Source organism: Paracoccus sp. (in: a-proteobacteria) (genome assembly GCF_030538695.1).
Classification (GTDB): Bacteria; Pseudomonadota; Alphaproteobacteria; order Rhodobacterales; family Rhodobacteraceae; genus Paracoccus.
The window spans coordinates 21,681-40,152 of record NZ_JAUNTN010000028.1; the positions used below are offsets into that span (position 1 = coordinate 21,681).

Consider the following 18,472-nt stretch of genomic DNA (forward strand, 5'->3'; position numbering starts at 1 on the left):
AAGATGCGCCTTGTCCCTGCCCTTGCCCCTATCTTTGCCTGCCTGACCCTTGCCGCGCCCGTCGCGGCATGGGCCGAGGATGCCACCCCGCCGCCCTTGCCGGTGCCGTCGGGGATGCTGACCTATTGGCAGGACGTGGTGCATACGGCGCCGGGGGCATATGGGCTGACCTATCGGTTCCGCTTTGTCAGCCCCAACCTGCCAAAGCTGATCCCGCCGCCGGTGCTGCCCCCCATCGACGAAGCGCAGGTGGCGGTTCTGGATGATCCGATGTCATGGCTGACCGGCTTTGCCGATGCGCAACTGGTGCCAGAGGATCAAGACATGCCGTCGCTGCTGGCCCCTGACCTGACCGCAACCGGACCGCTGGCAGTGACGGCGCAGGGCGCTCAACCGCTGGCCGATGGCCCCACCGTCGAGGCGCTGGAGCAGGTTCAGGCAGATATGCTGTGGCTGTGCCTGAATTACGCCCTGCCCCGGCTGGCGGAGGAAGGCCCGCGCCCGGTGCAAATCATCATCAGCCTTGCCGACCGGGTGAACCTGTTTGGCGCGGCCAACCCCGAAATGGTGCAGGTGTTCGAGGCTTACGACCTGCCCGCCGATACCAACACCTGCCAGCCCGAAACGGCGATATAGGAAAGACGCGCCATGCTGAAGCACCGGAAGTTCCCCGGCCGCCTGCCAAGCTCGAACCACCAGTTCGTGATCCGTCGCGCCAATAAGAAAGGCGCAACCAAACTGGTGGCGCGGGAACGGTTCCGCGACCGTTCCGCCTCGGACCGGCGCGCGGATGAAGGGTTTCTGGCAGCACTGATCGCGCATTTCGGGGATGAACCGTTCGAACGCGGCAATCTTGACGCGGGCCGCCTGTCATGGCTGCTGAACCGCGAAGTCGTCGCCGTCGGCAAGCTGGACCCGACCAGCTATGAACAGCTTTTGCGTGTTGATCTGGCCCGCGCCGAGGCCAGCTTTCCGCAGCTTTTCGCCACGGATTCTCAGCCCGAATTCGACTGGGACGACGACTGGGACGAGGATGAGGACGAAGACGACTGGGACGAGGACGACGACTGATGCGCGTCTTTTCGCCCTTGCGGCATCCCGGCCGTTCGCAAACACTTGCAACTTTTTCACAGTCTTGTCAGTTCTGGCAAGGAACGAACTGTGCGATTATGCCGTTACGTTTGCAAGCAACCGCGCCGGAATGGCGCTTCAATACAGGCAGTGAACAATGCAAGTTTCCTCTTTCCTCCGCTTCGGTGCAGCTCTCGCGCTCGTCGGTGGCCTCGCGGCCTGCCAGCAGCCGGGCTATGGCTATAACACCGCAACCGGCCTGTCGCCGGACGCGCAGCGCGCGGCCATTGGTGCTGTCGGCGGTGCCGTTACCGCGAAAGCTCTGGGTGAAAACGTCCTCACCGGCGCGGCGCTTGGCGCGACCGCTGGCGCGATCTGTGACGACATGGGCGTTTGCGCCCAGTAATTTCACGCGAAACTGTGATGCAACCGTCAACCGCACTGTTGCGTTCACTTTCGTAACGATTGCCCTGCATCGAAACGCGATGCAGGGTTTCCATAAGGAGAGTATCCCATGCGCAAAGCCCTGCTTTTGCCCGTCGCTTTCGTCGGCCTTGCTGCCGTCGCTGGCTGTACGCAGAACATCAACCCGACCGACACCGACCGCGCCCTTATCGGGGCTGCTGCGGGTGCCGTCATCGCAGACGTTGCTGGCAAGAACGTCCTCAAAGGCGCGGCCCTTGGCGCGGCCGGTGGTGCGCTGTGCAACGACGTCGGCGTTTGCCAGTAATATCCTGACCGCGCATTCGTCGCGCGGCCCTGATCTGATTTCCGCCGTCCCGGTTTCGCACCGGGGCGGCGTTTTTCGTTTCCGCAATACAGACCTCAGCCAGAGCAAGGGACAGCCATGTTCGACAAGATCCTGATCGCCAACCGGGGCGAGATCGCCTGCCGCGTCATCAAGACCGCCCGCAAAATGGGCATCAAAACGGTTGCCGTCTATTCCGACGCCGACCGCGCGGCGCTGCATGTGCAAATGGCTGACGAGGCGGTTCACATCGGCCCGCCCCCCGCCAACCAATCCTATATCGTGATCGACAAGATCATGGACGCCATCCGCCAGACTGGCGCAAAGGCAGTTCACCCCGGCTATGGCTTCCTGTCCGAACGGATGGATTTCGCAGCCGCGCTGGAGGCCGAGGGGGTCGTGTTCGTCGGCCCGCCCGCCAAGGCCATCGAGGCCATGGGCGACAAGATCACCTCGAAAAAGATCGCGCAAGAGGCCGGGGTGAACACCGTTCCCGGCTATATGGGCCTGATCGCGGATGCGGATGAGGCGGTGAAAATCTCGAATGAGATCGGCTATCCGGTGATGATCAAGGCCAGCGCGGGCGGCGGCGGCAAGGGGATGCGCATTGCATGGAACGATACCGAGGCCCGCGAGGGGTTCGAATCGTCCAGGAACGAGGCGGCGAACAGCTTTGGCGACGACCGCATCTTCATCGAAAAATTCGTAACCCAGCCGCGCCATATCGAGATTCAGGTGCTGGCCGACAGCCACGGCAACGCGGTTTACCTGTTCGAGCGCGAATGTTCGATCCAGCGCCGCAACCAGAAAGTCATTGAGGAGGCCCCCAGCCCCTTCCTCGACGAAGCCACCCGCAAGGCCATGGGCGAACAGGCCGTCGCGCTGGCCAAGGCGGTGGGCTATGCCAGCGCAGGCACAGTCGAGTTCATCGTGGACGGCGACCGCAATTTCTATTTCCTTGAGATGAACACCCGTTTGCAGGTGGAACATCCGGTCACGGAACTGATTACCGGCATTGATCTGGTGGAAATGATGATCCGCGTGGCGATGGGTGAAAAGCTGCCCTTCACCCAGGACGATCTGACCATCAACGGCTGGGCCATCGAAAGCCGCCTTTATGCCGAAGACCCCTATCGGAACTTCCTGCCCTCGATCGGCCGCCTGACCCGCTATCGCCCGCCGGTGGAAACCGCTGCCGGGCCACTGTCTGACGCCGGAAAATGGGTGCCTGCGCATCCGGGCGATACGCCTGCGGTGGCGGCGGTCGGCGTGCGCAACGATACCGGCGTCTATGACGGCGGCGAGATCAGCATGTTCTATGACCCGATGATCGCCAAGCTCTGCACCTGGGCGCCGACCCGCGCCGGTGCCATCGAAGCCATGCGCGAGGCGCTGGACGGGTTCGAGGTCGAGGGCATCGGCCATAACCTGCCCTTCCTGTCGGCGGTGATGGATCACCCCAAGTTCATCTCGGGCGATATTTCCACGGCCTTCATTGCCGAGGAATACCCGGAGGGCTTTACCGGCGTGACCCCGGCCCCGGCCGAGATCGACCGCATCGCGGCGGCAGCAGCGGCCATGCACCGGGTCGCCGAAATCCGCCGCTGCCGGATCACCGGACGGCTGGACAATCACGAACGCCGGGTCGGCACCAATTGGGTGGTGTTCATCGGGGATCGTGAGGTTCCGGTGCAAATCAAGGCGGACCGCGACGGCTCGACCGTGACCATCGACGGGCGCGACATGCGGGTGGAAAGCGACTGGCTGCCGGGGCAATCACTGGCGCGGATGGTCGTTGATGGCGCGGCTCTGGTGATGAAGGTGGACAAGATCCCCGCCGGTTATCGCCTGCGTACCCGTGGCGCGGACCTGAAAGCCTATATCCGCCGCCCCCGCGCCGCCGAACTGGCCCGCCTGATGCCGGAAAAACTCGCACCGGATACCTCGCGCTTCCTGCTCTGCCCGATGCCGGGGCTGGTGGTGAAGATCAGCGTGGCCGAGGGTGACGAGGTGCAGGAAGGTCAGGCGCTGGCCACCGTCGAGGCGATGAAGATGGAAAACATCCTGCGCGCCGAAAAGAAAGCCGTGGTGAAGAAGATCAACGCCAGCGCAGGCGAAAGCCTGAAGGTGGACGACATCATCATGGAGTTCGAGTGACCTGCCGTCCGGCATATGATCTGACCAAAGCCGGGGGGCTTCGCGCCCCCCGCACCCCACAACTTTACGGGGGGCTTCGCGCCCCCCGCACCCCCCGCGGGATATTTACAGACAAAAGATGGGGCCGGATGTGACACCACCGCTGGATCATATCCTTGCGCCGTCAGCACAGGCATCGCTGATCGCCGGACTGTTTCTGGCGGCGGGCTGGTGGGTGGTGGCTTTTCAGGGGGCCAAGCGGGACCGCAAGCACCGGGCCGAGCGGGTGCGCGATGTGCAGCGGGCCTTGTTTGCCGAGATCCGTGCCTATGTCGCTGCGCTGCGGCGCGATGATCTGACCGAATATGGCGAGGAGATCCTTCAGCGAATCGAGACCGAGGCAGACTATTTCCCCGCCATTCCAACCGAGGCCAATGATGCGATTTTCCGCGCCATTATCAGCGACATTCACGTTCTGCCGCGCGATACCATCGACCCGCTGGTGTTATATTACAGCCAGTTGAATGCGATTTCCGCAATGATTGCCGATCTGCGGATGCTGGACCGGGCAAGCGTGGCGACCGAACAGGCCGCCGGGCTTTATCGTGATTTTCTGGCAATGAAGACCGAGGCCCTGATTTTGGGCGAACAGGCCATGGCGGCAATTGCCGGGAATATGGATGGCACCGGGCGCACGACCCGGCCTTCGGTCAATAACCCGGACGCGGCTTCGTCCGGCCAAGGATGGGTTTGACGCCCATGATTCGTTCGGCCTCCGAAATCAGAGACGACAGATGCACCGGCGGTTTTTCCGGCCGCTTTGCCGGCTTCGGTGCGGGCCGGTTTTCAGTGCGCGGGGTGCGGGTCAGCGGTGCGTTGGCCATGATGCCCTCTCTCTCTTGGGTCAATATGGGCAGGCTGGGCGCAAAAAGCAATCACGGCATGACGCTGCCGCGCCCGATTTCCTGTCGGCGCAGCGGGAACTTGTCGATGGCGCGGGTAATTTCGCGCACCGACCACGGTGCGGGTTTACGCTGTTTCACCTGCCCGTCCTTGTCGATCACCACCAGCGAAAAGCCCGAGGGCCGCAAGTTTTGCCGCCAGATGCTGTTGCCCGCCGGATCGGTGTCGGTGATGACCACCACATCGCGCTGGACCAGCAACCCGCTGTTGCCCTCGATCTGGCGCATCTGCTCGATAAAGGCAGGGTCGTCGGGGGTGGCCGCAAAAATCACCAGCGGACGAGATTTCCAAAGGAAATCTTCGGGCGTGACCTCATCGGCACGCAGGACCGGCAGCGCGGCCCGCGGCACCAGCGCCTCGACCGGCAGCGCGGGCGGCACCCGCACCTGCGAACTGTCGGGCGTCGCCTCATTCTGCGGACGCGGCACCGGCGGCACAGCGGGCGCCCCCATCGCCGCGATCAGCGGAACGACCAGCAGAAACAACGCATTATTTTTCATCGGCACCTCGTTTTGCCCTGTATATAGGCACGAAGGCCCCATGCGAAAGGACCGGACATGACCAAACCGACTTTGGACGACTGGCGCAAGCTGGCGGAGAAAGAGCTGAAGGGCAAATCACCCGACAGCCTGAACTGGGACACGCTGGAAGGAATCGAGGTCAAGCCGCTTTATACCGCGGAGGATACGGAAGGGCTGGACCATATGCACAGCCTGCCGGGGATTGCGCCCTTTACCCGCGGCCCCCGTGCGACGATGTATGCCGGCCGCCCGTGGACGATCCGGCAATATGCGGGCTTTTCCACCGCCGAGGAATCGAACGCCTTTTACCGCAAGGCGCTGGCTGCCGGGCAACAGGGCGTCTCGGTCGCCTTCGATCTGGCCACCCATCGCGGCTATGACAGCGACCACCCCCGCGTTGTGGGTGACGTGGGCAAGGCCGGGGTGGCGATTGATTCGATCGAGGATATGAAAATCCTGTTCGACGGCATCCCCTTGGATAAAGTATCCGTCAGCATGACCATGAACGGCGCAGTCATCCCGATTCTGGCCAATTTCATCGTCACCGGCGAAGAACAGGGCCATGACCGCAGCGTGTTGTCCGGCACCATCCAGAACGACATTCTGAAAGAGTTCATGGTGCGAAACACCTATATCTATCCGCCCGAACCTTCGATGCGGATTATTTCCGACATCATCGAATACACATCCAACGAAATGCCGAAATTCAACAGCATTTCGATCTCCGGCTATCACATGCAGGAAGCCGGGGCCAATCTGGTGCAGGAACTGGCCTATACGCTGGCCGACGGGCGCGAATATGTGCGCGCGGCGATTGCGGCGGGGATGGATGTTGACGCATTCGCGGGCCGGCTGTCGTTCTTTTTCGCCATCGGCATAAACTTTTTCATGGAAATCGCCAAGCTGCGCGCGGCGCGTTTGCTGTGGCACCGGATCATGTCGGATTTCAACCCGAAGAAGCCGAGCAGCCTGATGCTGCGCACCCATTGCCAGACCTCAGGCGTCAGCTTGCAGGAGCAAGACCCCTATAACAACGTGATCCGCACCGCCTATGAGGCGATGTCGGCGGCGCTTGGCGGCACGCAATCGCTGCACACCAACGCGCTGGACGAAGCTATCGCCCTGCCAACCGAGTTCTCGGCCCGCATCGCGCGGAACACGCAGCTTATCTTGCAGGAAGAAACCGGCATCACCCATGTCGTCGATCCGCTGGCGGGTTCTTACTATATCGAGACTCTGACCGCGCAGCTTGCCGAACAGGCATGGGCGCTGATCGAGGAAGTCGAAGACATGGGCGGCATGACCAAGGCTGTTGCCTCGGGGATGCCCAAGCTGCGGATCGAGGAAACCGCCGCGCGGCGTCAGGCCATGATCGACCGGGGCGAAGAAGTCATCGTCGGCGTCAACAAATACCGCAAAGACAAAGAAGACCCGATCGACATTCTGGACATCGACAACATGAAGGTGCGCGATGCGCAGATTGCGCGCCTGAACCAGATCCGCGCCACACGCGACGAAGCGGCATGTCAGGCCACGCTGGCCGAGCTGACCCGCCGCGCACGTGAAGGCGGCAATCTGCTGGAGGCCGCCGTCGAGGCCGCCCGCGCCCGTGCTTCTGTTGGGGAAATCAGCATGGCTATGGAAGATCAGTTCGGCCGCCACCGCGCCGAGGTCAAAACGCTGGCTGGCGTCTATGGTGCGGCCTATGAGGGCGACGAAGGCTTTACGCAGATCCAGAAGGACGTGGAAGCCTTTGCCGAAGAAGAAGGCCGCCGCCCGCGGATGCTGGTGGTGAAAATGGGGCAGGACGGCCACGACCGGGGCGCCAAGGTAATCGCCACCGCCTTTGCCGACATCGGCTTTGACGTGGACGTTGGGCCACTGTTCCAGACACCTGAGGAAGCCGCACAGGATGCCATCGACAATGACGTGCATGTCATCGGTATTTCCTCGCAGGCGGCAGGTCACAAGACGCTGGCCCCGAAACTGATTGAAGCGCTGAAAGCGCAGGGCGCAGGCGATATTCTGGTGATCTGCGGCGGCGTGATCCCACAACAGGACTACCAATACCTGCGTGACGCGGGCGTGGCCGCGATCTTTGGTCCCGGCACAAATATCCCGGCGGCAGCAAAAGAAGTGCTGGACCTGATCCGCAAAACCCGCGCCTGATACAGATTTCGGGGGCGCAAGCGCCCCCGATGCCTCCGGCGGGGATATTTAAGTGAAGAAGAAAGCGGCTTCTTCTTCATCTAAATATCCCGGGGTGAATTGGCCGCAGGCCAAGAGGGGCAGCGCCCCTTCGCAGGTTCTGCTATAATTATGCACTAGGACATCATGGGAAATCGCACGGGTCGCAAAGCTGGTCTGATCCCGCTTGCCGCCCTGCCCGCGCTAGCCTAAAACGCGGGGAAACCGCTGACGAGGCCCGCAATGCTTGACCACCTGACTTTCACCCCGCCCGAACCCAAAGTGATTGCCGGCACCACCGGCGATTGGGAACTGGTCATCGGGCTGGAGGTCCATGCGCAGGTGGCCTCGAACGCCAAGCTGTTTTCCGGCGCCTCGACCGCTTTTGGCGCCGAACCCAACAGCAACGTGGCTTTTGTTGATGCCGCCATGCCGGGGATGCTGCCGGTCATCAACGAATTCTGCGTTGAACAGGCGGTCCGCACCGGGCTGGGGATCAAGGCGGCGATCAACCTGACCTCCGCCTTTGACCGCAAAAATTACTTCTACCCCGATCTGCCGCAGGGCTATCAGATCAGCCAGCTTTACCACCCGATCGTGGGCGAAGGCGAGGTGATCGTGGACATGGCCCCCGGCGTCGCCCGCCGCGTGCGAATCGAGCGTATCCATCTGGAACAGGACGCCGGGAAATCCATTCACGACATGGACCCGAATATGTCCTTTGTGGACCTGAACCGCACCGGCGTCGCCCTGATGGAGATTGTATCGCGCCCCGACATCCGCAGCCCCGAGGAGGCTGCCGCCTATGTCGCCAAGCTGCGTCAGATCATGCGTTACCTTGGTACCTGCGACGGCAACATGCAGAACGGCAACCTGCGGGCAGATGTGAACGTCTCGGTCTGTCGTCCGGGCGATTACGAACGCTTCATCGAGACCGGCGACCATTCCGTGCTTGGAACCCGCTGCGAAATCAAGAACATGAACTCGCTGCGCTTCATCCAGCAGGCCATCGAACATGAGGCCCGCCGCCAGATCGCCATTATCGAGGACGGCGGCAAGGTCGATCAGGAAACCCGGCTCTATGACCCGGACCGTGGCGAAACCCGGTCGATGCGCAGCAAGGAAGAGGCGCATGATTACCGCTATTTCCCCTGCCCCGACCTGCTGCCGCTGGAAATCGAACAGGCATGGGTCGATGGCATCTCTGCCGCCATGCCCGAACTGCCCGATGCAAAAAAAGCCCGCTTTGTTAATGAATTGGGCTTGTCGGAATATGACGCCAGCGTGCTGACCGCCGAGGTCGAGAACGCCGATTATTTCGAAACCGTCGCCAAAGGCCGCGATGGCAAACAGGCCGCGAACTGGGTCATCAACGAACTGTTCGGCCGCCTCAACAAAGAGGGGCTGACGGTGGAAACCTCTCCCGTCTCAGCGGCGCAGCTAGGCGGCATCATCGACCTGATCGCCAAGGGTGATATTTCTGGCAAAATCGCCAAGGATCTGTTTGAAATCGTCTGGACCGAGGGCGGCGAGCCTGCCGAAATCGTCGAAACGCGCGGGATGCGGCAGGTCACTGACCTTGGCGCGATCGAGGCCGCCGTCGATGAAATCATCGCCGCCAATCCCGCGCAGGTCGAAAAGGCCAAGGCCAATCCGAAACTGGCGGGCTGGTTCGTGGGTCAGGTTCTGAAAGCCACCGGCGGCAAGGCCAACCCCGCAGCGGTCAACGATCTGGTGGCGAAAAAACTGGGTTTGTAATGGGTCGCGCGCTTTTGCTGTTCATCGTGACCAGCGCGGCGCTGGGGATTGCGACCCTGCCGTTCCAGTCGGCCTTGACGTTGATGTTAGGGGTTCTGGTCGTCCCCATCCTCGCGGGTTTTGTTGCTGGCTGGGACTGGGGGCGACGCGCCCTTCCCGCAAGGCGTGACGTCATGCTGACCGCAGGCATTTTCAGCCTGTCTTATCTGTTACCCGCATTGTTCCTTCTCACGATTAGCCAGTTGGCAATGGCGCAGTGGAAGGACCGGAATCTAGAGGCGATGCTGAATGAAAGCACCGCTTTTCTGGTGAACGTCATGGCGGGCGCCCCAGCGGTCGTGCTGATCCTGTTACTGCCGTTGTTGTTGTGGCTGGCCTTGCGATTTGGTATCCGACAGGCCGCACGTCGCCGCTGACCCATCGCTTTCGTGACCATCGGCGGCTGGAACGACAGGCGCGTTTACGTTATTTTGCTGCCGACAAATGGCAGGATCACGATGCAGCAAAGTTACGAATATACCGTCATTCCGGCCCCGATCCGCGCTGACAAGGCTGCGGCGAAATCCGGCGCGGAACGCTTTGCCCTGACGCTGGCGGCCGCCATCAACGATATGGCTGCGCAGGGATGGGACTATATCCGCGCCGAAACCCTGCCCGCCGAGGAACGCAGCGGGCTAAGCGGCCGCACCACCACCTATCACAACCTGCTGGTATTCCGCCGCGAACGCCGCAGCACCCCGCAGCCGGCCACAACCGCCGTTCCCGCCCCTGCAAGCCCCGAAGAACCGGCCAAGCCCACCCCGCGCCTCGGCCCCGCACTTAAGTAAATCTTTTGTATCTAAATATTTTACTAGGGTGAATTAAACGTAGTTCAAGTGGCATGAAGCCCCCTCTTGCATCACCTGCCTCCCGCCCCTATATTCAGCCTGTCCGGGGCAACCCGGACTATGGACATAAACGCGCAGGTAATAAGCGGATCGGACCCGGGGGCGGTACCCGGCGGCTCCACCAAACACCCTTCGTTGGGGGAACATGGGGCCGAAACAGGATCGACGAACGTCTAAAGCTGTTTGCTTTGTCTCGGTGAGCGACCACCGTTATCGGTGCAAATTGTACAGTTGCCAACGACAACCGTGCTCCGGTGGCTCTGGCTGCGTAAGCAGCTCGGGTAACCGAAACTTAAGTCCTTACGCCTAGCAGCCTAAGGCGGGGCCCGCAGGAGCCTGGCAACAGAATCCTGCACTTTCCTCCCCCTGCTCGCCCCGGTCATTCCCCCCTTTTCATCCCGTCCCATTGCCTTATGCTGACAGCAATCAGAATGAGGTTTCCGATGTCAGGCCATATTGATTACAGCGGGATGATGCACCGGGCGATGCAAGGGCTGATCGCAGATGTGCTGTCGGTCATTGCGGATGGCGGCTTGCCGGGGGACCATCACTTCTACATCACCTTTGACACCCGCACGCCCGGCGTCGAAATGTCGGATTGGCTGCGCGAACGCTATCCCGAGGAAATGACCATCGTTATCCAGAACTGGTTCGAGGGGCTGGAGGTTCGCGCCGATGGGTTTGGGATCACCCTGAACTTTGGGAACAGCCCTGAGCGGCTGGAGATCCCCTTTGATGCGGTGCGCACCTTCGTTGACCCCTCGGTTGAGTTTGGCCTGCGGTTCGAACATCAGGACGAAGACGCAGAGGACGAAGACGAGATCGAAGAACCCGAAGCCGCGCCCGAGCTGCCCGCCGGCGGGGCCGAGGTCGTCAGTCTCGACAAGTGGCGCAAATAACGCGGCATACTTTCGCATACCATTTGCACCCGCGCGCCCTTCTGCGTAAAACGCCTGCGAAGGCATCTGAAGGGGGCAATTGCCATGACCAAGACCCGCACCGAAACCGACAGCTTCGGCCCGCTGGAGGTTGACGCCAGCAAATACTGGGGCGCGCAGACGCAGCGCTCGATTATGAACTTTCCCATCGGCTGGGAACGTCAGCCGGTTCCGATCATCCGCGCGCTTGGCGCCATCAAGCTGGCCGCCGCCCGGATCAATCAGGCAGAGGGCAAGCTGGACAAGACCATCGGTCAGGCCATGGAACAGGCCGCAACCGAAGTGTTCGAAGGCAAATTCGACGACAACTTCCCGCTGGTCGTCTGGCAAACCGGGTCCGGCACCCAGTCGAACATGAACGCGAACGAGGTCATCTCGAACCGCGCCATTGAGATCCTCGGCGGCGAGATGGGTTCGAAAAAGCCGGTCCATCCGAACGATCATGTGAACATGGGCCAATCGTCCAACGACACTTTCCCGACCGCGATGCATGTCGCCATCGGGATGCTGGCGCGTGATGTGCTGCTGCCCGGTCTGGAAAAGCTGGCCGCCGCGCTTGAGGCGAAATCGGCCGAGTTCAAGGACATCATCAAGATCGGCCGCACCCATACGCAGGACGCCACCCCCCTGACGCTGGGACAAGAGTTCAGCGGCTATGCCCATCAGGTCCGCATGGGGATCGAGCGGGTCAAGCTGTGCCTGCCGGGCATCTATGAGCTGGCGCAGGGCGGCACCGCCGTCGGCACCGGGCTGAACACGAAAAAAGGCTGGGACAGCGCAATTGCGGCGGAAATCGCCAAGATCACCGGCCTGCCTTTTGTGACCGCGCCCAACAAGTTCGAGGCTCTGGCCGCGCATGACGCGATGGTGTTCTTCTCGGGCGCGCTGAAAACCATTGCCGCCAGCCTGTTCAAGATCGCCAATGACCTGCGCCTGCTGGGTTCCGGCCCGCGTTCGGGCCTGGGTGAGCTGATCCTGCCGGAAAACGAACCCGGCTCCTCGATCATGCCGGGCAAGGTCAACCCGACTCAGGCAGAGGCGCTGACCATGGTTTGCGCTCATGTCATGGGCAATGATGCCGCCGTCGGGATCGCCGGTTCGCAGGGCCATTTCGAACTGAACGTCTATAACCCGATGATGTCCTATAACGTACTGCAATCCATGCAGCTTTTGGGCGATGCGGCGGGGTCGTTCACCGATAACATGGTCGCGGGCACCGAGGCCAATGTCGAACGCATCGACCGGCTGATGAAGGAAAGCCTGATGCTGGTGACCGCCCTTGCGCCGACCATCGGCTATGACAACGCCACCAAGGTCGCCAAGACCGCCCATAAGAACGGCACCACCCTGCGCGAAGAGGCCGTGGGTCTGGGCTTTGTGACCGAGGACGAATTCGACCGTATCGTCCGCCCCGAACAGATGATCGGTCCGGAGGACTGATCCACCCCATGAAAGGCGCGGCCCCGGTCGCGCCTTTTTCATATCCGCCCCCTGCCCTATATTATGCGCAAAGCGAAAGGACATGCGATGAAACTGGCCGAAGCTCTTGTTTTGCGCGCGGATATGGCCAAGCGGCTGGATCAGCTAAAAGCTCGCATCCTGCGCAATGCCAAGGTGCAAGAGGGCGACAGCCCCGCCGAAGATCCCGCCACCCTGCTGAGTGAGCATGACCACGTGGCATCCGAAATGCAGGCGCTGATTGCGCGGATCAACCGCACCAACAGCCGCACCGAATTCGCGGGCGGCACGCTCAGCGACGCTTTGGCGGCGCGGGATGTGCTGCGACTGCGGCAGGCCACCTATCGTGATCTGGCCGAAGAAGCGACCGTCACCCAGTTCGTCGCCACCCGCAGCGAGGTGCGCTTTCGCCCCTCGGTTGACGTGGCGCAAATCCAGAAACAGGCCGACAAGCTGTCGCAAGAACTGCGCACACTTGACGCCCGCATACAGGAGGCGAACTGGCTGACCACGCTTGCAGAATGATCCGGCCGGTATCGGCGGTCAGAGGCGAATACGAACCCTTTCCGGCGGGGCAAGCCCGGAATTGTCAGCGTCAGGGGCGGCGCAGAACACAGCTCAGGCCCCGTATGGTGACAAGCGCAAGGTGACTGTCACACCTTATCACCGCGTATTGATCTGATCGGCCGAGAGGGTGGGCATGGGGGTTTTCCCTGCGGGGAGCCGTGGCCGGATTGCGCGAGCCGTGCTGGCAAGGTAAGAAACGGCATGACGCAGATCACCAACCTGAACCGCTTTCGCAAGCAAAAGGCCCGCGAGGATGCGCGGCGGCAGGCCGATGCCAATGCGGTGAAACACGGCCGAACCAAGGCCGAAAAGGCAGTGGATGCGGCGGAACAGGCGCGCGCCACCCGACTGCATGAGGGGCATAAGCGTGACGATTGATCTGCCGCCGATGACGCCGCCGGTGAAACGCTCGGTCACGATCGACGGCCATCGCACCTCGGTCAGTCTTGAGGATGCATTTTGGTCGGCGCTGCTGCCTCTGGCGCAGGCGCAGGGACAAAGCCGCGCGGCGCTGGTGGCAGAGATCGACCATGCCCGCCAGCCAGATATCGGGCTGGCAACGGCGTTGCGGCTGTATGTTCTGGCGTCAAAGCCCTGATCTGACCGCGTTTTCCGCCGCAGCAGCCAACGTCTTGCGGGTCTCGCCACGCACGGGGATCGGCGGGTGCAACACCACCGTCACCTGCCCCTGACGCGGCGCCGCCAGCACCGTCAGCAGATGCGGCCCCAGCGACATATCCCCCCACCAGCCATAAAAGCGGGGATCAGCCCCCTTTGGTGCCTGATACTGCGCGGTCAGCGGCTGAATCGCCAGCCCGGCAGGCAGGCCGGGGTCAAGGAAACCCTGAAACAGCGTCGGCTTGAACGGCAGCACCCGCCGCCCATCGGTCGAGGTTCCCTCGGGGAAAAACAGCAGCATATGGCCAGCACGGATACGGGCAGAAAACTCGGCCGCCTGCTCTGCGGCCAATTTCGGATCGCGGCGGACGAAATGCGTATCAGTAACGCGGGTCAGGATATTGATGCCGGGCCAGCTTGCGACCTCGGATTTGCTGACAAAAAACACCGGCAGAGCGGCATTCATCACGAAAATATCCAGCCAGCTTGAATGGTTCGCCACCACCGCCCCCGGCCCGGCCATCGGCAGACCGACCCGCCGCCAGCGCAATCCAAGGATCAGCAGCACCACCCGGCAAACGATCTGCACATAAGGCCCGGTAACAGGGCGACGGCGACTGGCGAACAGCCGCTCTACCCCGCGCAAGGGCAGGATCAACAGCACCGTGGCCAGCAGCCACAGCACGATCGGCACCCCACGCAGCACCACCAGCAGCCAGCCCAGTGGCGTAATGCGTGGCAAATCAGGCGGGGCCTCGCCGCGCCATGTCGCCTCCCCGCGCCCGGCGTCGATGCTCATACCGCACCCGGACGGCGGGATTGATAGAACTGGCGGTGCTTTTCTGACATCGCCTCGGTATCCATCAGCAAAAAGACGTCCGTGGTGTTGAAGGCGTGGTCGATAAAGGCCCCCTCTCCCACCCGGCCACCCAGCCGCAGATAAGCCTTTATCAGCGCCGGCATTCCAACCATGGCGGCACGGCGGTCCAGCGCCCCGGACGGAACCAGATCCATCGCCTGAAACCCACTGTCCAGTGCACGCGGGCGTAACGCGGGCGGCGCAAGGTGGTGGTGATGCAGCCAGGCCAAGGGCTGCGCCAAAGCCTGCACATCAGTGCCGTGAAAGCTGGCGACGCCGAACATGATCTGGATACCACGCCCCAGCACATAATCGGCCAGCGCATTCCACAGCAGAAACATCCCCGAGCCACCGCGGTAATCAGGATGTACGCAGGACCGGCCCAATTCGACCAGCTTGCGGCCCGAGTTGCGCAAAGGCGTCAGGTCATATTCATCATCGCAGTAGAACCGCCCGAAATCCGCCGCCTTTTCCCCCGTCAACAGGCGGTAAACCCCGACGACATGATCGCCCGCAGGGCGGCGCGTATCGATCAGCAGCAGGTGATCGACCACATTATCAAAAGCATCACGTTCCAGCCCGGCCTGATGATCGACCAGCGGACCATCGGCCCCCAATTCCTGAACGAACACCCGATAGCGCAGGCGCTGCGCGGCCAGCAGATCGGCCTGATCCTGTGCCAGTCGCACGGTGAAATAGGCGGGGTCGGTCTTCATTGCGTCGGGGCGGCCTTTCATTGGCGGATTTATGCTTGTCTAGGCCAGAAAGCCCCTGCCTGGCAACAAGACTCGCGCCGGGTTGACACAATCAGGGGTTGCAATATGTTGTTTGAAAACAGCAAACCTAACCCGAAAGGCCCGTGTTATCCAACGTCACCAACTCCAGCATAACCCGGCTGCCGTCGATCACCTGCTTGCCTGCATGGGCAAAGTTCACGGTGATACGCTGGCCGATCCGGGACTGAACCTGCCCCTCGCCCCAGTCGGGTGCGGCAGGGTGACGCACGATCATGCCCGGCTCAAGGATTTCGTTCATTCCTGAAACCTCTTTCTTATTCTGAAAGGCTATGCCGATATGAACCAGCCCGCAATGCCCCCGATTTCCGCTGACCTGCTGGCAGGTCTGGTCGGCTCGCGCCTGTGCCATGACCTCGTGTCGCCGCTTGGGGCGATCGGCAACGGGGTTGAGCTGCTGGAAATGACGGGTATCCCCGGCTTGGCGAACAGCCCCGAAATGGCGCTGATCGCAGAAAGCGTGGCGGCAGCCCGGTCGCGGCTGCAACTGTTCCGCGTAGCCTTTGGCGCAGGCAGCGAGACCCGCCTGCCCCCGGCTGAAATCGCCGCGCTGGTGCGCGCGGTGCAGGACCAAAGCCGGTTGAGCATCGAACTGGCTGAGCCGGGCGACCTGCCCCGCAGCGAGGTCCGGCTGTTGTTGCTGGCGCTGATGTGCCTGCAAGACACACTGCCCTATGGCGGGCGGGTGCTGGCAGCGCGGCGCGAAACACGCTGGTCACTGGTGGCCGAAGCCGAGCGGATGAAACCCGACAGCAGCCTTTGGGGCTGGCTGACCGGGACGCTGCCCCCTGCCCTACGCCCCGGCGAGGTGCAATTCGCCCTGCTGGCCACCGCGCTGACAGACGCCGGGCGGCAGGCAACGGTGGAAATCGACGCAACCGGGGCAGAATTGCTGATCTAGCGCCAGACCCGCTCCAGCTTATCCGAAACAATCAGGGTTGCCGGGGTCACAATCGCAATTTGCGTCAACACGGGCCAGCAGTCGCCTGCGGACAGGGCATCCACGCAATAAGGATGATCCTGCCAGCGGGACAGGATATGCTGCGCAAGCGGGCTGTCTGCATCGGTAAAATCGCCAAGCCTGCGGGGCGCGGCAAGGGTATGCCCTTCGGTCAGGGCGGCCTCGAACGGCAATTCCGCACCGCAAAAGCAGCCATTACCGAACAACATCAGATCATCGAACGGGCTACCATAGGCCGAGGACAGCGCATAACGCATCATCGGCTCGGCCCGCTCCATCCCTTTGATCCGGTAAACCGCATATTCAGATGCGGCACGGCTATCGGTAATCTCGTAGAGCATCACCTCGGTCACGCCCCCAGCCTCGCTGGCAAAAACCACACGAGGGCCGCCGCTGGATGGGCGCAAAATCCCGACCGTTGCCCAATCGCCACCCTCGACCCGCCGCAACAGGTCATCGAACCTGTTCTGATCGTTAAAAAAGATCAGATCACCGGGACGCCAGTCCTAAGCGGCCTCTGCCATCAGCACCGCATAATCGGGGCTGTCCGCCGAGGCTGGCATGGCCGCCAGCAAGGTGAATGCCGCCGCCCATGCCGGTCGCATCTTACGCCCTCACCGCACCGTCGCCGGTTACGATATACTTGAAGCTGCACAATTGCTCTGCGCCAACCGGGCCACGCGCGTGCATCTTGCCGGTGGCGATACCGATTTCCGCGCCCATGCCGAACTCTCCGCCATCGGCAAACTGGGTCGAGGCATTGCGCATCAGGATCGCAGAATCGAGCCGCTGCATGAAACGCGCGGCAATGGCGTCGTCTTCGGTCAGGATCGATTCGGTATGGCCCGAACTATAGCGGCGGATGTGATCAATCGCACCATCGACGCCATCCACCAGCCGGGCGGCAATAATGCTGTCCTGAAACTCATGCCCGAAATCATCAGGCTGCGCCGGAACGGTGCCGGGAATGGCGGCCAGATCGCCCTCGGCACGGACCTCGACGCCCGCATCCAGCAGGTCGCGGATCAGCACATCGCCGTGGCGGGCATAAAAGGCACGGTCGATCAGCAGACATTCCGCCGCGCCACAAATCCCGGTGCGGCGGGTCTTGGCGTTCAGAACCACCCGCCGGGCCTTGTCCAGATCGGCGGCGCCATCGGCATAAACATGGCAGATCCCATCCAGATGCGAAAACACCGGCACCCGCGCCTGTTCCTGCACCAGCCCGACCAGCCCCTTGCCGCCGCGCGGGATAATCACGTCGATCAGCCCTTGCGCCCGCAGCATCGCCGCCACAGCCGCGCGGTCACGGGTCGGGACAAGCTGGATCGCAGCCTCGGGCAGACCAGCTTCGCGCAGGCCCTGATGCATGGCCGCCATAATCGCGGCGCTGGAATGGATACTGTCCGAGCCGCCACGCAAAATCACCGCATTCCCCGATTTCAGCGCCAGCGCCCCGGCGTCAGCGGTCACATTCGGGCGGCTTTCATAGATCACCCCAAGCACCCCAAGCGGCGTTGCAACCCGTTGAATATGCAGCCCGTTCGGCCGGTCCCATTCGGACAGAACCCGTCCCACCGGGTCGGGCTGGCCAGCAATATCGCGCAGACTGTCGGCAATGGCGCCGATCCGGGCTTCCGTCAGCAGCAGCCGGTCCAGCATCGCATTTGACAGGCCCTTTTCGCGGCCATAGGCCATATCCTGTTCATTTGCCGCGATAATTTCGGCGCTGGCGGCACGCATGGCCGTTTCCGCCGCCAGCAGGGCCGCCGTCTTTTGCGCGGCTGGGGTAAAGGCCAGCTCCATCGCGGCCTCGCGTGCGGCGCGGCCCATGCGGTCAATCAATGCGCTGGCGTCATCCATGGCCTGTCCCCTTGCTGTTGTCGCGCCACAATTAAGCAGCCGCAGCACAAGTCGCAAGCGAAGATGGATATTTATATGAAGAAGAAAGTGGCGCGGTTGACGGGGCTCGAACCCGCGACCCCCGGCGTGACAGGCCGGTACTC

Annotated in this window: 21 protein-coding genes and 1 other RNA gene; 15 read left to right on the forward strand and 7 right to left on the reverse strand. The window is 62.2% G+C overall.

Annotated elements, in window-relative coordinates; genetic code table 11:
• Positions 1 to 3: 3 nt before the first annotated feature.
• Both Q4G24_RS14525 and Q4G24_RS14530 read left to right on the forward strand, forming a co-directional pair.
• Complete coding sequence (locus Q4G24_RS14525) at positions 4 to 636, forward strand: DUF6497 family protein (RefSeq protein WP_303367262.1); 633 nt, start codon at positions 4 to 6, stop codon at positions 634 to 636.
• A 12-nt stretch (positions 637 to 648) separates the two neighbouring features.
• Entirely contained in the window at positions 649 to 1,071 is a 423-nt protein-coding gene (locus tag Q4G24_RS14530; protein ID WP_303367263.1) for a hypothetical protein, read from the forward strand.
• A gap of 67 nt (positions 1,072 to 1,138) precedes the next feature.
• Here the strand turns inward: Q4G24_RS14530 and Q4G24_RS14535 are convergent, their stop codons facing one another.
• Positions 1,139 to 1,888 (reverse strand): hypothetical protein, encoded by a 750-nt coding sequence (locus tag Q4G24_RS14535; protein WP_303367264.1) that lies wholly within the window; start codon positions 1,886 to 1,888, stop codon positions 1,139 to 1,141.
• Positions 1,889 to 1,918: 30 nt separating this feature from the next.
• On the opposite strand from Q4G24_RS14535, the gene Q4G24_RS14540 reads away from it, so the two are divergent.
• Positions 1,919 to 3,976, forward strand: a complete 2,058-nt coding sequence (locus tag Q4G24_RS14540; RefSeq protein WP_303367265.1) for an acetyl/propionyl/methylcrotonyl-CoA carboxylase subunit alpha — start codon at positions 1,919 to 1,921, stop codon at positions 3,974 to 3,976.
• 130 nt (positions 3,977 to 4,106) lie between these two features.
• Positions 4,107 to 4,709 (forward strand): hypothetical protein, encoded by a 603-nt coding sequence (locus Q4G24_RS14545; RefSeq protein ID WP_303367266.1) that lies wholly within the window; start codon positions 4,107 to 4,109, stop codon positions 4,707 to 4,709.
• 181 nt (positions 4,710 to 4,890) lie between these two features.
• Here the strand turns inward: Q4G24_RS14545 and Q4G24_RS14550 are convergent, their stop codons facing one another.
• Complete coding sequence (locus tag Q4G24_RS14550) at positions 4,891 to 5,418, reverse strand: DUF4174 domain-containing protein (protein ID WP_303367267.1); 528 nt, start codon at positions 5,416 to 5,418, stop codon at positions 4,891 to 4,893.
• A 57-nt stretch (positions 5,419 to 5,475) separates the two neighbouring features.
• Between Q4G24_RS14550 and scpA the strand changes: the two genes are divergently transcribed.
• The 10 genes from scpA (at position 5,476) to Q4G24_RS14600 (ending at position 13,832) form a co-directional block, all read left to right on the forward strand.
• Entirely contained in the window at positions 5,476 to 7,608 is a 2,133-nt protein-coding gene (scpA, locus tag Q4G24_RS14555) for a methylmalonyl-CoA mutase (protein WP_303367268.1), read from the forward strand.
• Between the two features lie 261 nt (positions 7,609 to 7,869).
• Positions 7,870 to 9,384, forward strand: a complete 1,515-nt coding sequence (gatB, locus tag Q4G24_RS14560; RefSeq protein WP_303367269.1) for an Asp-tRNA(Asn)/Glu-tRNA(Gln) amidotransferase subunit GatB — start codon at positions 7,870 to 7,872, stop codon at positions 9,382 to 9,384.
• A 14-nt stretch (positions 9,385 to 9,398) separates the two neighbouring features.
• Positions 9,399 to 9,800, forward strand: coding sequence for a hypothetical protein (locus Q4G24_RS14565; RefSeq protein WP_303367270.1), 402 nt, complete (start codon positions 9,399 to 9,401; stop codon positions 9,798 to 9,800).
• An 81-nt stretch (positions 9,801 to 9,881) separates the two neighbouring features.
• On the forward strand, positions 9,882 to 10,211 hold the full coding sequence (locus Q4G24_RS14570) for a DUF4177 domain-containing protein (protein ID WP_303367271.1): 330 nt from the start codon (positions 9,882 to 9,884) through the stop codon (positions 10,209 to 10,211).
• Positions 10,212 to 10,273: 62 nt separating this feature from the next.
• Positions 10,274 to 10,628, forward strand: a transfer-messenger RNA (tmRNA) gene (gene ssrA / locus Q4G24_RS14575).
• Positions 10,629 to 10,714: 86 nt separating this feature from the next.
• Positions 10,715 to 11,170, forward strand: coding sequence for an SspB family protein (locus tag Q4G24_RS14580; protein WP_303367272.1), 456 nt, complete (start codon positions 10,715 to 10,717; stop codon positions 11,168 to 11,170).
• A gap of 84 nt (positions 11,171 to 11,254) precedes the next feature.
• Positions 11,255 to 12,649 carry a class II fumarate hydratase gene (fumC, locus tag Q4G24_RS14585; protein ID WP_303367273.1) on the forward strand — a complete coding sequence of 465 codons (1,395 nt, stop codon included), beginning with the start codon at positions 11,255 to 11,257 and terminating at the stop codon, positions 12,647 to 12,649.
• Positions 12,650 to 12,736: 87 nt separating this feature from the next.
• A complete protein-coding gene (locus Q4G24_RS14590; protein ID WP_303367274.1) occupies positions 12,737 to 13,192 on the forward strand; it encodes a DIP1984 family protein in 456 nt (151 codons plus the stop codon).
• A 243-nt stretch (positions 13,193 to 13,435) separates the two neighbouring features.
• Entirely contained in the window at positions 13,436 to 13,612 is a 177-nt protein-coding gene (locus tag Q4G24_RS14595; RefSeq protein WP_303367275.1) for a DUF4169 family protein, read from the forward strand.
• Positions 13,602 to 13,832, forward strand: coding sequence for a ribbon-helix-helix domain-containing protein (locus Q4G24_RS14600; RefSeq protein ID WP_368660947.1), 231 nt, complete (start codon positions 13,602 to 13,604; stop codon positions 13,830 to 13,832). Before Q4G24_RS14595 ends, Q4G24_RS14600 begins: the two co-directional genes overlap by 11 nt.
• Here Q4G24_RS14600 and Q4G24_RS14605 read toward each other — a convergent pair.
• The 3 genes from Q4G24_RS14605 to Q4G24_RS14615 all read right to left on the reverse strand — a co-directional run bounded on the left by Q4G24_RS14605 (position 13,821) and on the right by Q4G24_RS14615 (position 15,746).
• Positions 13,821 to 14,651, reverse strand: coding sequence for a 1-acyl-sn-glycerol-3-phosphate acyltransferase (locus tag Q4G24_RS14605; protein ID WP_303367276.1), 831 nt, complete (start codon positions 14,649 to 14,651; stop codon positions 13,821 to 13,823). The genes Q4G24_RS14600 and Q4G24_RS14605 overlap by 12 nt on opposite strands.
• Positions 14,648 to 15,427, reverse strand: coding sequence for a GNAT family N-acetyltransferase (locus tag Q4G24_RS14610; RefSeq protein ID WP_303367277.1), 780 nt, complete (start codon positions 15,425 to 15,427; stop codon positions 14,648 to 14,650). The genes Q4G24_RS14605 and Q4G24_RS14610 overlap by 4 nt, the downstream gene beginning before the upstream one ends.
• 127 nt (positions 15,428 to 15,554) lie before the next feature.
• Entirely contained in the window at positions 15,555 to 15,746 is a 192-nt protein-coding gene (locus tag Q4G24_RS14615; protein ID WP_303367278.1) for a DUF3553 domain-containing protein, read from the reverse strand.
• A 39-nt stretch (positions 15,747 to 15,785) separates the two neighbouring features.
• Between Q4G24_RS14615 and Q4G24_RS14620 the strand changes: the two genes are divergently transcribed.
• Positions 15,786 to 16,406, forward strand: coding sequence for a histidine phosphotransferase family protein (locus Q4G24_RS14620; protein WP_303367279.1), 621 nt, complete (start codon positions 15,786 to 15,788; stop codon positions 16,404 to 16,406).
• On the opposite strand, the gene Q4G24_RS14625 is transcribed toward Q4G24_RS14620, so the two are convergent.
• Positions 16,403 to 16,915, reverse strand: a complete 513-nt coding sequence (locus Q4G24_RS14625; protein ID WP_303367280.1) for a hypothetical protein — start codon at positions 16,913 to 16,915, stop codon at positions 16,403 to 16,405. The genes Q4G24_RS14620 and Q4G24_RS14625 overlap by 4 nt on opposite strands.
• A 157-nt stretch (positions 16,916 to 17,072) precedes the next feature.
• On the reverse strand, positions 17,073 to 18,329 hold the full coding sequence (locus tag Q4G24_RS14630) for a glutamate-5-semialdehyde dehydrogenase (RefSeq protein WP_303367281.1): 1,257 nt from the start codon (positions 18,327 to 18,329) through the stop codon (positions 17,073 to 17,075).
• Positions 18,330 to 18,472: the final 143 nt, after the last annotated feature.

Bases quoted from the DNA above. Each gene is read 5' to 3' on its own strand.
- Q4G24_RS14530 (WP_303367263.1), top strand. From the start codon at position 649: ATGCTGAAGCACCGGAAGTTCCCCGGCCGCCTGCCAAGCTCGAACCAC.
- Q4G24_RS14590 (WP_303367274.1), top strand. From the start codon at position 12,737: ATGAAACTGGCCGAAGCTCTTGTTTTGCGCGCGGATATGGCCAAGCGG.
- Q4G24_RS14630 (WP_303367281.1), bottom strand. From the start codon at position 18,329: ATGGATGACGCCAGCGCATTGATTGACCGCATGGGCCGCGCCGCACGC.
- Q4G24_RS14580 (WP_303367272.1), top strand. From the start codon at position 10,715: ATGTCAGGCCATATTGATTACAGCGGGATGATGCACCGGGCGATGCAA.
- gatB (WP_303367269.1), top strand. From the start codon at position 7,870: ATGCTTGACCACCTGACTTTCACCCCGCCCGAACCCAAAGTGATTGCC.
- Q4G24_RS14620 (WP_303367279.1), top strand. From the start codon at position 15,786: ATGAACCAGCCCGCAATGCCCCCGATTTCCGCTGACCTGCTGGCAGGT.
- Q4G24_RS14595 (WP_303367275.1), top strand. From the start codon at position 13,436: ATGACGCAGATCACCAACCTGAACCGCTTTCGCAAGCAAAAGGCCCGC.
- Q4G24_RS14610 (WP_303367277.1), bottom strand. From the start codon at position 15,427: ATGAAGACCGACCCCGCCTATTTCACCGTGCGACTGGCACAGGATCAG.
- Q4G24_RS14605 (WP_303367276.1), bottom strand. From the start codon at position 14,651: ATGAGCATCGACGCCGGGCGCGGGGAGGCGACATGGCGCGGCGAGGCC.
- fumC (WP_303367273.1), top strand. From the start codon at position 11,255: ATGACCAAGACCCGCACCGAAACCGACAGCTTCGGCCCGCTGGAGGTT.
- Q4G24_RS14540 (WP_303367265.1), top strand. From the start codon at position 1,919: ATGTTCGACAAGATCCTGATCGCCAACCGGGGCGAGATCGCCTGCCGC.
- Q4G24_RS14615 (WP_303367278.1), bottom strand. From the start codon at position 15,746: ATGAACGAAATCCTTGAGCCGGGCATGATCGTGCGTCACCCTGCCGCA.
- Q4G24_RS14550 (WP_303367267.1), bottom strand. From the start codon at position 5,418: ATGAAAAATAATGCGTTGTTTCTGCTGGTCGTTCCGCTGATCGCGGCG.
- Q4G24_RS14525 (WP_303367262.1), top strand. From the start codon at position 4: ATGCGCCTTGTCCCTGCCCTTGCCCCTATCTTTGCCTGCCTGACCCTT.
- scpA (WP_303367268.1), top strand. From the start codon at position 5,476: ATGACCAAACCGACTTTGGACGACTGGCGCAAGCTGGCGGAGAAAGAG.
- Q4G24_RS14570 (WP_303367271.1), top strand. From the start codon at position 9,882: ATGCAGCAAAGTTACGAATATACCGTCATTCCGGCCCCGATCCGCGCT.